11 protein-coding genes are annotated in these 14,450 nt (G+C 49.1%); all 11 read right to left on the reverse strand.

The annotated features are described in order from the left end of the window. Positions 1–407: 407 nt before the first annotated feature. Positions 408–1,193, reverse strand: a complete 786-nt coding sequence (locus IEY34_RS13005; protein WP_229757630.1) for a carbohydrate ABC transporter permease — start codon at positions 1,191–1,193, stop codon at positions 408–410. 35 nt (positions 1,194–1,228) lie between these two features. Further along, positions 1,229–2,098: a carbohydrate ABC transporter permease gene (locus IEY34_RS13010; RefSeq protein ID WP_189012164.1), complete on the reverse strand. Its 870-nt coding sequence runs from the start codon at positions 2,096–2,098 to the stop codon at positions 1,229–1,231. After that, on the reverse strand, positions 2,098–3,471 hold the full coding sequence (locus IEY34_RS13015) for a sugar ABC transporter substrate-binding protein (protein WP_189012166.1): 1,374 nt from the start codon (positions 3,469–3,471) through the stop codon (positions 2,098–2,100). Before IEY34_RS13015 ends, IEY34_RS13010 begins: the two co-directional genes overlap by 1 nt. After that, on the reverse strand, positions 3,468–4,409 hold the full coding sequence (locus IEY34_RS13020) for an amidohydrolase family protein (protein WP_189012168.1): 942 nt from the start codon (positions 4,407–4,409) through the stop codon (positions 3,468–3,470). Before IEY34_RS13020 ends, IEY34_RS13015 begins: the two co-directional genes overlap by 4 nt. Positions 4,410–4,522: 113 nt before the next feature. Beyond that, positions 4,523–6,028: an argininosuccinate lyase gene (gene argH / locus IEY34_RS13025; protein WP_189012171.1), complete on the reverse strand. Its 1,506-nt coding sequence runs from the start codon at positions 6,026–6,028 to the stop codon at positions 4,523–4,525. 12 nt (positions 6,029–6,040) lie between these two features. Next, positions 6,041–6,661, reverse strand: a complete 621-nt coding sequence (locus IEY34_RS13030; protein ID WP_189012173.1) for a thioredoxin family protein — start codon at positions 6,659–6,661, stop codon at positions 6,041–6,043. Positions 6,662–6,773: 112 nt separating this feature from the next. Further along, the gene (locus IEY34_RS13035) at positions 6,774–7,616 is read right to left on the reverse strand and encodes a sulfurtransferase (RefSeq protein WP_189012175.1); all 843 of its coding nucleotides are present in this window, start codon (positions 7,614–7,616) and stop codon (positions 6,774–6,776) included. 25 nt (positions 7,617–7,641) lie between these two features. Beyond that, positions 7,642–8,943: an LLM class flavin-dependent oxidoreductase gene (locus IEY34_RS13040; protein ID WP_189012176.1), complete on the reverse strand. Its 1,302-nt coding sequence runs from the start codon at positions 8,941–8,943 to the stop codon at positions 7,642–7,644. A gap of 468 nt (positions 8,944–9,411) precedes the next feature. Next, positions 9,412–11,733, reverse strand: coding sequence for a glycoside hydrolase family 95 protein (locus tag IEY34_RS13045; protein WP_189012178.1), 2,322 nt, complete (start codon positions 11,731–11,733; stop codon positions 9,412–9,414). A gap of 207 nt (positions 11,734–11,940) precedes the next feature. Then, positions 11,941–13,473 (reverse strand): type 2 periplasmic-binding domain-containing protein, encoded by a 1,533-nt coding sequence (locus IEY34_RS13050; RefSeq protein ID WP_189012180.1) that lies wholly within the window; start codon positions 13,471–13,473, stop codon positions 11,941–11,943. A gap of 98 nt (positions 13,474–13,571) precedes the next feature. Further along, on the reverse strand, positions 13,572–14,450 hold the full coding sequence (locus IEY34_RS13055) for a carbohydrate ABC transporter permease (protein WP_189012182.1): 879 nt from the start codon (positions 14,448–14,450) through the stop codon (positions 13,572–13,574).

Genomic DNA, 14,450 nt, shown 5'->3' on the forward strand with positions numbered 1-14,450 from the left:
AGATGCCGATTCCTGTCCCGCCTTAGCGTTAGCGATGTTTTTCAGCGTTATCTCCATAGATTCGGAACTTCCAGCTGCCTTTTCTGCCATTTCGCCTACCCAGTATCGCCTCTGATGGATCCTCGTCCCATTCACTTTCGCCGTGCTGCCACATCGTCCAAGCGATTAGTTACTCTCCCTCACAGCTACTCCCAGTGTTCTCCCAACCTGCTATTAAACTCCATCACCCAGACAAATTTCGGCTTCAAAGGATCGACGATCCGTAGACACACCTATTGCGCGTAGATTTGAAAAAACAATGCCTACTCGCCTACCCCGTATCGCCACTGATACCCACCCCACAACACCAAAAAACCGCCCAACAATCCACAGCATCACACGCTGCAGAAGTTGGTCGGTCTTTTCACTTATTTAAACCCCGTTAAAGCAATTCCCCGAATAATCTGTTTCTGGAAAACGAAAAACAAAACAATGAGCGGGATGACCGACAAAGAGGCGCCCGTCATCACCAACACCCAGCTGGCGCGATCTTTCAGCTCGCTGGAGAAATAAGAAATCCCTACCGGAATCGTCAAATGCTCCGGAGTTTGCGTGACGATCAGCGGCCAGATAAACGCGTTCCAGCTGCCTAAGAATGACAGGATGCACAAGGTAGCGAGCGCCGGCTTCACAAGTGGAACGGCAATGCGCAGCATGATGCTCCACTCGTTCATGCCATCGATTCGGGCCGCATCCAATAAGTCGCCAGGCAATGATTCCATGAACTGTTTCATCAGGAATATACCAAACGCCGAGATCAAGCCCGGGAATAAAATGCCCGCATAGGAATCCACCCACCCGAACTTGACCGTTAGCAAATACCAAGGAATGATCAACATTTCGGTAGGGACCATCAGCGTACTAAGGATCGCAACAAAAATCAGCTTTTTGCCGACAAAAGTGAATTTAGCCAATACATAGCCAATGATAGTATCAAAAAAGCAGACGCTTAACGTTGTAATCACAGCGACAACCAAGCTGTTCCGAACCCACTGGGTGAACGGGGTCTTTTTAAACACCTCCACATAATTGTCGAGTGTCAGCCCCGTCGGTATCACGCTTAGCGAGAAAGCATCTGTTGAAGCCTTCAACGACGTAGCGATCATCCAAACCAGCGGAAAAATCATCCCGATACTGCCCACACTCAATAGCAAATACCAAGCTGCTTTACGCAGAATCTCCGCCTCCTTTACTCATAATCGACTCGCCTGTTCAGCACTTTCATTTGGAGCAGAGACAACGAGAGAATCACTAAGAACAGGATGATGGTTGCTGCGGCAGCCTCCCCCATTTTAAAATGCTTAAAAGCCAAATTATAAATATAAAGCACCATAGAAATCGTGGAGTTCAGCGGCCCTCCGCCCGTCATATTTAAGATCTGTGTAAAAGATTGCAGGAAACTTATACTGGCGATGACAACCGAAAATACAATCACTGGATTCAGCAGGGGCAAGGTGATATGCCACAATCGCTGCCAACTATTCGCGCCATCAATGGCGGCAGCTTCCTCATAGGATTTGGGGATCGTCTCCAACCCTGTTAGGAAGATGAGCATTTGGAAGCCGACACTTTGCCAAATCATAACGGCTATGACGACATAGATCCCCTGGGAAGGTGAGCCGAGAAAGAGCTGCGGTTCCAAACCAAGCTTAATCAGCCAAGCATTCACAATGCCATTCTTCAACAGCGTCCATCGAAACACCCAACTAACAGCTACAACACTCGTAACATAAGGGATAAAATACAAGGTGCGAAATAAACCTTTGAATCGATTCACCCGCTGCAGCAAAAGCGCAATGGTGAGACCGGCCAGCAGTTGCACCGGCACACCAATCACAACGTATTTAACCGTGTTCCGCAAGGCAATGAGAAAAATCTCATCGTGAAACAGCTGAACAAAATTTTGCAGCCCAATGAAGGGCTTTTCTTCAGACAGCATATCCCACTCCCGCAGACTGATGTTGAATGAATACAGGATAGGCGCGATACGAATGCCTAGAAAAAACAATAATGGAATCAGCAAGCAGCTGTAGACGAAGACATACTTATGCCTGACCATTATTTTTTGTCCTGTTTGGCCCAATACTCGTCATATAACTTTTGCGTTTTGGCAACGAGCTCGTCATAAGCTTTTTCGTAGGGTACTTTGTTCAATACCACTTGATCGACGGCATCCGTAAAATAGTCTTTTTCCAACTTCTCATCTACAAAATAGTGCGCATGCGCATAAGACAGCTGGCTAATAAACGGTCCGAGTTTCTCATCCTTTTTATAGATATCTTGCAGAGCTACATCCTTCTTGGCTGGGAGTTCCCCAACCTTCTCAACCCACTGCTCCTGCACTTCTTTGCTTGTCAGAAATTGCAAGAATTTCGTTGCGGCTTCAAGCTTTTTGCCCTGCACGTTTTTGGTGATGGCATTCGCCCAGAAGGATACCTGTGTTGCTTTATCTTTATACGAAGGCAGAGGAGCAATGGCATAATTCAAGTTTGGGGCATCCTTTTTGATCCCGCCAAGCTGGAAAGATCCGTCGATCGTGATTGCCGCATGGCCGCCTTTGAACGCTGTAATATCATCATTGTAAAAGTCCTTGGTGCCCAATTGATGCACAAATGACAGGTCAATTAAATACTTGAATGCCTCTAGGCCCGCAGGCGTTTCTTTCCACAAAACCTTGCGTCGATCATCGCTGATATCTTTGCCGCCAGCCTGATAAACGAGCGCATCGCGGAACCAGTGATGCAGTTGAGCGTTCGGCTGCCAAGCTAGTCCTTCTACGACATATTGGCCGTTTTTATCCTTTTCCGTCAGCTTCTTGCCCTGCGAAACCAGTTCATCCCACGTTGCAGGCGGTTTGTTCGGATCAAGCCCAGCTTTGGTAAATAGATCTTTATTGTAAAATAAAGCGAGTGTCCGAACAGCTGTCGGAATCGCATAATATTTGCCGTTCAGCTTCGCTGTGTCCACGAACGGGAAGAACTCCGCCTTAATTTTATCCTCGGAGAAGGCGCTGTCCGGCAAAGGCTGCAGATAGCCGGAAGCTACGTATTTGGGCAGCCAGCCATAGTACAGATTGATAACATCCGGCCCTTTCCCCGCAGGAACGAGCGTGGCCACTTTTTCGTTGTATTGATCATACGGGAAGTTCGTCTGCTTGACTTCTATATTCGGATTTTGCTTTTGAAAATCGGCAATCAGTTTTGTGATCAGGTCGACCTTTGCAGGAAACTGATACTGCCAGTATTCGATGGTCACCTTTTCAGCTGGGCTGGCTGCGGTTGCTGCAGCGCTCTGAGTTGCGCTAGGACTAGTGCTGGTTGCCACTGACGTCGATGTTGGCTGACTGCCTCCTGCCGAGCATCCAGTTAACAAAATCACAAATCCCAGGGATGAAACGATCGTGCCCTTGGTCGTACGGTTATAGATTGTCATCTTTTTTCTCCTCCGCTTACAAGTGTTGGCTGATTGATCTTCAGCAGTTTTCTGGCATTATTCCCAAAAATAAGTTCGATGTCTGTTTCCGAAAAACGCAGATCCCTGGTAACCCTTACTTGATCCTGCAAGTAACGATTCACGAAACCTCGCGGAAACGCACTCGAATCTGTTCCAAAAAGAATGCGTTCAGGGCCAATCAGCTCGTACGTCTTGCGAAATAGCGTCTCCAGTGTCAATTCATAAGGACTCCAGCGAATCCATTGATTAGACCCCGAAGTATCAATGTGCACATTGGGGCAGCTCCAGCACAAATGCAGCAGCTCTTGGAAGTAACCGGCTCCAAAGTGTGGAATAATGAACGGAATTTCGGGATATTCCCTGGCCACATTAAAGATCGCTAAGGGATTAATGTTCAAGTGCTGCGCAATGCCCCCTGTATGACCTAATAGTCCAAAATGGATCAGCACCGGCAGCTTTCTTTCCGCCAAAAAGCGCCAAACCGGGGTCAGTTTCGGATCATGAAAAGGAAGCTCCACTAAGGGACCAAAGAGCTTATAACCTTTCAAACCAAGTTCGTCCACGGCTCTCTGGAGCTCCTCAGCCGCATTAGGCTCCTCTATCGAATGGTGGGCAAAGCCCGTCATGCGATCTGGATATTGCTGTATTTGCGCAGCGAGGTCATCATTGCTCCAGGCCGTAAGGAAATTGATCCCGCCAATCTGATGGCGATCCAATTCATCTATCCAGCGATCAACGAGCGGACGGCTGGCTTCCTCCTCTGAATCGGGCTGGTTGGGGAAATCCCAGGTGAGCCGCATGCGTTCGTTGCGCTCCGCTTTGTGAAGCTCAATAAATTCGTTGCGCGCCGCCCATGGCCATGGGTAAGGCAGGTGGGCGTGCAAATCAAACACTTTGAAACCATTTTTAAACAACATGGTATTCCTCCTTCTGTGTCTCTTGGTCATAAGGGTAGGTTTGAACAACAAAAAGGAGATGTGCCCTATCTTCTCAACAGAAGAAAACTCATCTCCGGGTGTCCGGTCAATTCTTATAGGAACAGCTTTTGAAGCTCGCGCTCAACGTCCTCTTGTGCGGCACGTATGGCTCTTCTTTTGTCGGTGAGCCAAGCTTTATCATCGTTCAATCGCTGTGTCTGTCCATTCAAGGCCCGCTCCACCTCATTGGCGTTGGGTCCTCCGATCAATGTCCTTACCTGGACGAAATGTTTGGCATTCAAGGCCAGCGCTAGTTTCTCCTCATTGAATGACAACTTCCGGCCAATGACCTCCAGCGCTGACTCGTTCAGTACACTCAAGGTCAAGAATCGTTTGTCATTGCCATTAACCAGTGCCTTGCGCACAGAATCACTGACAATATGATGGGCCGTGCGGAAGGAAAGCTTCTCCTCCCGCACCAAAGTATCTGCCAGCTCAGTGACCGTAGAGAAGCTTGCTTCTACCCTGGCCTCCAGCGCCTCCTTGTTGATCGATAGCGTTGCGATTACATTCGCCAATAGCCGATAGACCGACGAGAGAACGGCAAGACTTTTCCACGCGTATGGCTGCATATCGTCCTCCGTATCAACGATATCGCCGAAAGGTGTATTATGTATCATACTTAAAACCGTTTGTGTAAGACCAACACAACTGGACAAGAGTGACCGCATATGCTCAATCGAGACCGGATTTCGTTTCTGCGGCATGATCGAGCTAATTTGAACATAGGGCGCCGCCACCTGCAGCACCGCGAATTCCTGCGTGCTCCACAGCAGCAGCTCTTGAATGAAACGGCCGAGATTAATCGCTGCAAGCTGCACACTCGTCGCAATTTCACCGACATAATCGGCTCCGCTCACAGCGTCGTACGCATTCTCGATCAGACCATCGAAAGCCAGCAGCTCTGCTATCCGCTGCCTGTTAAGCGGAAATCCGGATGTCGTTAAAGCCGCCGCCCCCATGCTGCTGCGGTTGCAATTCGCATACGCACTTTGCAATCGGCGGATATCGCGACTTAAACTATCCGATACAGCTGCCGTATAGTGGCCTAACGTTGTTGGCTGAGCTTGCTGCGTATGCGTATAGCCAATCATGATCGTATCCACATGCGAACGTGCAAACTGCAGCAGATGCTCTTCCAGAAATAAGGCGGATTCCAACGTATGCAGCAGCTTTTCTCTCAGCGTGAGCCGATAAATCGCGATTCCCATATCATTGCGGCTGCGCCCGATATGCAAATTGCCTGCTGCTTCACCAGCCAACAAGTGAAGCTCCTGCTCCACTTCAAAGAATAGATCCTCAAATTCGCCTGTATAGGAAGCTTCGCGAAGCCGCTCGGCATCTAACGCTTGCAAGGCGCGTCCAATGGCGTCGGCATCTTGTTCATCAATTAACGACTGCTCGCGAAGCATAATCAAATGGGCTCTGTGAATGTCCAGCATAGGGCTTAGCAATTGCTCTTTGGCGTGGTCGTAGGCAGGGCTTAACACCACTTCCGCATACGTCTTTCCTGGGAAAGCATGATTCTGATCTAATGCCGGAGCTGCTTGATTAGGCATCGGAAACTCCTCCTAGTTGAGAATCGTGCGCAAGAATTCAATAATGGCTGTTTGCTCCTGATTTCGTTCTTTGGGACGCTGCTCTTTCAAATAAGCAAGAAAAGCTTTGCGCACATCTTCATCTAATTCAGCAAGCGCTAGATCCCGTCCTTGCCACTGCGGATGCTGCTCCCAAAATTCATCTTTCCAATCTCGAATGCGAGCTGTTATCACATCAGGGCGTTCAATGAATACGCCAAGCTCCTCCCCCGCTTCATCAAAAAAGACATACGTAGGAATATGATTTTTTCCATCCTCTTGCAAATAAGCAGCGGCAATATCTTGGTTATCCGGGTCACGCAGCAAAATATGCAGCTTCAGCTTGCCTGTCACTTGTTCAATCTTGGCAAACAGCGGCAAATTAGCAACGACATCTCCACACCAATCATGAGCCAAAACCAATACATGAACAGGCTCGGCAAGCCCTGCGAAATAGGCAAGCTCCTGCTCGCTTAATACATAATGATCGTAATTGTCCTGCAGCCTGTCGACATTTACTTGGGCATTTCCAATAAATTGCGGGTACGTCAAAGCTTCCCTAAACGCTCTTTCCCTGCGTTCTTGCGAAATGCCCGTTACTTTTTGAATACTCATCGGTCATCCTCCTGCTGTCAATTTGTTAAATTCCAATTTGTTTACTTGGTTATTAACCGAATGGTAACACCGGCCCCCAAATTCTGTCAAATAGATCTTTTCTATTCAACCTTTATCGAACACATTCCGTATGCTCGTCATTTCCCCACTCATCCCACGAACCCTCATAGGGGCGAATATCTGGATAACCCATTAATCGTAAAATAAAATACGTATGCGCTCCCCGCTGATTCGATTGGCAATAAGGAATAATCGTATGGCCTGGTCGCACGCCTAGCGTTTCGAATTCTTGTTTTAATGTTGTATAATTCTTGAAATGCACAACACCGTTGCCGTCAGCAGGGCCTAGCGCATCCTTCCACTCTTTATGGATCGCCCCATTGATATGGCCGCCCTTCCGATTCGTACGCTGATCGGCCCCCGTATACTCAAGCGCTGAGCGAGCATCCACTAGAATGGCGTTATCCACACCATTTTGTATACTTTCTTTGGTAACGACTAGCTGATCTTGAGCAGCCAAATCAATCCTTCCTTCTGCCACCTCTGCCGCTTGTGTCGACACCGCATTGCCTGCTGCGAGCCAAGCTGTGTAACCGCCGTGAAGCAACTTTACGCGATCCTTCAGTCCGAAATATTCCAGCACATAGAAGATGCGCGTCGCAAATACACCCGCTCCATCGTCGTACACGATAATCGTTGTATCCCTGCTAACTCCGCGTTTCTCAAGTTCACGTTGAATCATCTCTGGAGCAGCGAAGGCAGGACGCTCTGCATCCTTCACTACCTTCACAGGCAAGCTGATAGCTCCAGGGATATGCCCGGATTCATAGCCTTGCGTTCGCGTATCCAAAACAACGATATCTGGGTTGCTGCTGTTATCTTTCACCCACTGGGCATCGACCAGCAAATGTTGGTTAGGATAATCGGACTGTTCGTACTCATTCTGAATGGTCATATCTGATTCCCCCCTTTACTCCCTATTATAGACCTAAATTCTCACGCAATGTACGGCCTGTATAGGATTCCGGGAACAAGCCTCTTCGCTGCAATTCCGGTACGACTAGGTCCAGAAAATCCTCCACGCCCCCAAATGACAGCTGAGGCATCACACTAAAGCCATCCGCCGCACCGGTCGTATACCATTCCTCCATCACGTCGGCTATTTGCTCGGCCGTGCCGGCTATGCAGAGCTGGCCATTGCCGATCCAATGTTTCGTCAAAAATTCCCGCAGCGTCAGCTGCTCCCTTTGCACAATGTTAAGCACCATTTGATAGAAAGTTTGATACGCATTGACTTGGGTTGATTCCGGCAGTTCAGGGAAAGGGTCATCGAGCCCATACACCGAAAAATCGATCCCCAGCAGGTTGGATAAGGACATCACGGAACGTTCGATGGAGCCCAGCTCACTTAGCTCACTTGCCTTCTCCCTGGCTTCAGCTTCCGTTGCCCCCACGATAACATGCAAACCAGGTAAAATTTTGATGCTGCCCGGAGAGCGCCCCTCCTTCGCCGTCCTTGCTTTCACATCTTGATAGAAAAGCCTAGCCTCCTCAATCGTATGCTGAACCGTAAAAATAAGCTCGGCATAGCGCGCAGCCAAATTCTTTCCTTCGTCAGAAGCGCCTGCCTGCACAAGAATAGGCCTGCCTTGCGGCGGACGCATAATGTTAAGAGCACCTCGCACCGTAAAGTAGGTCCCCTGATGATGAATATCATGGACCTTATTGGCATTCGCATAAATCCCCGACACCTTATCTTGAACAAGGGCATCTTCTTCCCAGCTATCCCAAAGCTTGAGCACGACATCGGCGAATTCCTGTGCCCTCGCATAGCGGTGTGAATGGGACGGCAGCTGCTCCATCCCGAAGTTATGCGCTGTTCGCTGCACCCCCGTCGTCACCATATTCCACCCCGCGCGCCCGCCGCTAATATGATCAAGCGATGCGAACAATCTCGCCACATTATACGGTTCATTGAAGCTTGTAGACATGGTAGCGATCAATCCAATGTTCTCTGTCACCGCCGCAATAGCAGATAATAACGTTAACGGTTCAAAGCCAAATATGGGGCCATGCTGAACAGCCTTGACTTCAACCGACAAGCCATCCGCCAGAAAAAGCGAATCAATTCGCGCAGCCTCCGCCTTCTGCGCCAGCCGCTGGAAATGCTTGATGTCATGGATCTCCTCAACTTTGGTGCTCGCATGACGCCATGCTCCCCGATGTGATCCGGCATTATGCAGCATGAGATTCAGAATCATTCTTCCATTTGTTTTACTCATAATCATCACCTTTGCCTGTAAATGGAATGGACTTTCAGAGTGAAAAGAACCCTCGTGCTTTAATTGTAAATATTTCCACCGACTTTGTAAACAAAGTTTAGTGGAATAGTCGGAATTAAATTAGAGGAAGCGCATTTGTGCTTCCTCTTCGGTAAGAAAACGGCTTTGCCGCCCTGATCAATCAGCCTCTTAGTAGCGAAAAAACCTGTTAAGGGAACTAGAGGACGCTATATAGGCAAATAGCAGGGATGCTGGGGTATTAGCGGAACTACAGGGTCTTATTTCCACGAAAAACGCTGAATTTGCCTTGGAAACAGCAAAATAGCGGATTGTAGTTCCCTAACCCCTGCGATATGGATACTTTTGGCTAGAATAGCGGACTGTAGTTCCCTCCCTCTGTTCGCACAGGTTGGCTTGAGTAACTCCGCGTTCACTCCAAATCATATAAACTCTTATATATTAAGAAATTTAGTTGCTTTCCCTCACAGCTTCTCCCAATGCGGGAAGGATCATATATCTTCCCCCTAATTCCACAGGGAATTGAAGGAGTGGATTGTCCGCCGATTGACGAGCCAGCATGCGGCCAGCCTCATTGGTTACCGCAAGAGGCACTGCGCTGCGTATCGTGCAGGTTCCACTCTGCGCAGCAAGCAGCGCGCCTCGGGCAAGTACGCCATCATGCCACGCGATGTCGACTTCATATCCGCCGCGGGCGCGCAAACCGCGGACACGCCCGCTTGGCCAAGCGCTTGGCAGCGCGGGGAGCAGTACAATCTCATCCCTGTGGGATTGCAGCAGCATTTCGGCTATCGCAGCCGTCGCGCCGAAGTTGGCATCAATTTGAAAAGGCGGATGTTCGCCAAACAAATTCGGATGCACAGCATGGTCCAGCAGTGCGACAACATTGGCATGCGCCTGGTCGCCCTCATTCAACCTCGCCCAGAAGTTGATGATCCATGCGCGGCTCCAACCCGTATGACCCCCGCCGTTGGCAAGCCGTCTTTCCAGCGTAAGGCGTGCTGCTTGCGCCAATTCAGGCGTATGATGAATCGTAATCTGCTCGCCTGGATGCAGAGCAAACAAGTGAGAGATATGACGATGACCAGGTTCCAGCTCCTCATAATCTTCAGCCCATTCCATCAACTGCCCGTGCTGACCTATCGCAGGCTTAGGAAGACGCCCCCTTGACTCCGCCACTTGTTCGAGGAACAAGTCATCTTCGCCGAGCAGCCGTCCTGCTTCCACACATGCCCCAAAAAGCGCATGAATGATTTGCGAATCCATCGATGGACCAATGCTGAGACAGCCGCTATTGCCACTAGGCAAACGGTACGTGTTTTCTGGCGAGAGGGATGGAACGGTCACAAGGCGACCCTGCTCATCCTCCACAAGAAAATCAAGAAAGAACAGCGCCGCTTCCTTGAGAATCGGATACGCCCGTTTACGGAGGAACTCCTTGTCCAAATTAAATCGATAATGCTCCCACAGATGCAAAGACAGCCAGGCGCCGCCCATTGGCCAAAAGACAGCCGGCACATAGATGCCGCAAATGTCCGTCTCCGCCCATAGATTCGTCGCATGATGCGCTGTGAAGCCGCGGGCACCGTAGATCTCCTTGGCGGTCTTTCGCCCATTCTCGCACAGCCGATCCAGAAGGTCGAATACGGGTTCGTGGCATTCCGCTAGATTGCAAACTTCGGCAGGCCAATAGTTCATTTGCAAATTAATATTCAAATGAAAGTCGCTTTCCCATGGGGGCGTATGACTTTCATTCCATATGCCTTGCAGATTAGCGGGCAACGAACCCGGACGGGAGCTCGCCATGAGCAAATAGCGGCCGAATTGAAAAAACAGCACTTCCAATCCATGATCTGATTCCCCAGCCCGTATCCGCAGCAACCGTTCGTCAGTAGGCAGCTCAGACCCCTCCTCATCAGGCGCATCGATCTCCAACTGAACGCGCTCAAATATCGCGCGATGCTCAGCATCATGCGCTTCGCGAATCGCCTCAACCCCCTTGGCAGCAGCCGCTTCAACACGCGAACAGCATATCGCAAGCGGATCTTCATAACGAAACGTTGTCGCCGCTGCCACATACAAGGTTACGCAATCAGCAGACTCCACAGAGAGGTAATCACCGATGATTCGTACCGCGCCGCCCTCTGCTACAGCATGCAGCACGGCTGAATAGTGGACGCCATCAGGCCCGCATTGACCGCACATCTGAATGCTGTCAGCCCCCTTTCGCCCTGTCGTTCCCTCGAAAGGACGCCGACTCAGATTAGCCGCGAAGCTCAGCGCTCCAGGCCGATCTGACGTAAGCCTAACAACAATCACATGATCCACCGTGCTGGCCATTATTTCCCTTTGATACTTCGTATCTCCCAATCTGTAGGACACTTTGATAATGCCCGACGCCAAATCCAGTTCCCGCACATAATCATGGACGTCCCCATCCATGTCGCCAAAATACAAGTGGATATCCCCCAGTGTTTGATAAGGAGCCAAATACTTGGGCGCCGCCGTCAACGCCATCCGCGCCAAATATTCCGCATCTTGCGGGCGGCCTTCGAACATCAAGCGACGAATTTCTTCCAGATGTTTGTGTGCGTCAGGCTGCTCTCTCGTCTTAGGTCCCCCATACCATAGGGAATCTTCATTGAGTTGCATCCGCTCTTCCTTGATCCTGCCGAATACCATAGCGCCCAGCCGTCCATTCCCAACAGGAAGTGCTTGCACCCAAGCGTCAGCAGGCTGTTTGTACCATAGTTTCAAATCTTGCGCGCACATGAGAATCAACCGTCCTTTTTGGCTGTATGGTGAAAGCTGAGATTGCGTAGTGAAACTTACCCATCCCGCTGGGTAATTTCAATATGGACGCCGCTTACTTGAACAGTTGGAATTCGTATAATTGCCTTATGAGTCGTGGTAGCCCTAAGAGAAAACCCGACAACGCCTAAATTACGGCACGATCGGGTTGAATGGTTGTCGACTTTCTTACTTCGCTTTCTCTTTGTAGAAGTCGTTTGTTTCTTTAATATGCTGTTGGAAGCTTGTATCATCTTTAAATTGTTTCACGAATTTGTCCCAGTCTTCAAGGGAGTTTTTGCCAATGATGACGTTCACGATCATATCATTCAGCTTCTTATCCCAGTCTGCGCCTTTTTCTTTGAATGCTGCAGATTTCATCAAGCCGTAAGTCGGATCTGGCATGGAACTAATTGCATCGATTACTTTTTTGTTTTGTTCAAGCACGTCAGTTGGAATGCCGGACATTTTGGCTCTGGAATACTTATCGAAGTATCCGGTTACCCATTGGCCTGTCGTATCGCCCGAATAGCCTTTTTTCTTGCCTTCTTCCGTTTGCTCAACACTTCCGTCTGGCTTCACTTTATAATCAACATCATTAATGCCATATGCAGCCAAGTTGTATCCTTCAACGGATGCCGTATAGTCGTAAACTTCAAGAATTTTCTTGAGTTTCGCCTCGTCCACGGATTTTTTATTGATTAAGAATTGTCCGTAATAGCCGCTGGCTTGCTCATAGTAAGCTTTGCCATCTGCCGCTTTTGGCATTTCAACCGCAATAAGATTAGCCTGTGGATTTACTTTTTGCAGTTCCACGTTGTATTTGTAAGCATCAATGACATTTGCAATCGCCACGCCTGCTTTCCCCTGCACGAGCATATCTTTAATTTGCGCTGTTTTTAGGACAGGGAAATCAGGTAGAATGCCTCCAGCTTTGTATGTTTTATTCCAGAACGTCAACGCGTCTTTGGCTTGGGACGTCCACCAATAAGGGACTATACTGCCGTTCTCATCCTTCCACTTCGTTCCTGTTCCAAACATGGAGAGCACATAGCTGGAAGGCCCTGGAGAACCAGGCATAACAGCGCCGTAAGTATCGGCTTTGCCATTGCCATCGGGATCTTTTTTGGCGAATGCCTCGAGAACTGTGTACAGCTCATCCATCGTTTTGGGCTGCTGCAAACCAAGCTTATCCAGCCAGTCTTTGCGGATCAGCAGTGATTCATGGCCGTCCAGCGGCCGAACACGTGGAAGCGAGTACAATTTGCCTTTCAATGAGGCGTTCTTGTATACGTTCTCCGGATATTTGGCCAAATTTGGGTAGTTTTTAATATAAGAACTCAATTCCCAGAAAGCACCTTGATCAATGGCATTCAGGAACGCAGGCGTTGCATTGAAATCTTCCACGAAGAGGACATCCGGCAAGTCGCGAGATGCGAGCAGCGCATTTAATTTCTCCGAAATTTGAGCGGATGGAATCCAGCTCAGGTTCAGATTGACATTCAGTTTCTCATTCAGCTTTTTGACAGCTTCCAGTTCTCCCGTTGGTGCCGCTGCGAAAGCTAGTGTCGTAATCGAAATGTTCGTTGGCGCTGCCGGTTTGCTGCTTGCTGCGCCTGCCTTCGTTTGTCCTTCATTCGTTCCTTTGCTGCAAGCCGCCAAGGAAGCGACCAGTCCTGCTGCTGTTAAGATGACAGCCATTTTTTTAACCATTGGTTTCATGTAAAGACCTCCCGTTATATGATTACTATACTATCAAATCAAACGTCCTGTCGCACGGTCATCTCGAACCCGCCTCACCCCTTTCAAAGCGGAAACCATTATCCTTTCACAGAGCCAACCATCATGCCTTTGACAAAATATTTTTGCAAAAACGGATATACCATTACGATCGGTAAGGAAGAAAGGACGACAGCAGCCATTTTGATGACTTGCGGCGGAACGGTTCGTTCACTCTCCAGCATCGCAGCCATGGAAGGATCGGCCATTTGTGAAGCTGAGATCAGCAGCATTTGGAGCAGTACCTGCAGCGGACGCAAACTGTCACGATTGATGTAAAGCACTCCGCTGAAGTACGTATTCCAGTAGGCTACTGCGTAAAATAAGCCGAAGGCGGCAAGCGCCGAAACTGAAATGGGCAGCATGATGCGAAAGAACACGCCGATATCCGAGCAACCATCCATTTTGGCTGCTTCCTCCAATTCGTCCGGGATTTCCTGATAAAAGTTTTTCATCAAAAAGACGTACCATGCGCTAGTCAAAGCCGGCAAGATCAGCGCCCAAATGGAATCCATTAACCCCAAGCTGTCTACGAGCAGGTAGTTAGGAATCATCCCCGGATTAAAGAGCATCGTCATAAGGATGGCGACAAGGAAAAACTTTTTCCCTTTTAAGCGTTTGCGTGATAGTACGTACGCCAATGCGCTCGTTACAATTAAGCTTACTAAGGTGCCGAACACCGCCAGAAATCCGCTGACCCCCATAGCGTGAACGAAGGCATTCGTTGAGAAGATGTACTCGTACGCTGACAAGCTCCACTTCTCAGGAATCAGGACCAGCGACTTCGTCAAATATTCGGTAGGGTCGGCAAATGAAATGATAACGACATATATAAAAGGCAGCAGCGTTACCAGCCCGACTATCGTCAATACGGTATAGTTCAGCGCATTAAAAATTTTGGCTCCCATGCTTTTATTCAT

It is taken from the genome of Paenibacillus marchantiophytorum, from assembly GCF_014640555.1.
GTDB lineage: Bacteria > Bacillota > Bacilli > Paenibacillales > NBRC-103111 > Paenibacillus_E > Paenibacillus_E marchantiophytorum.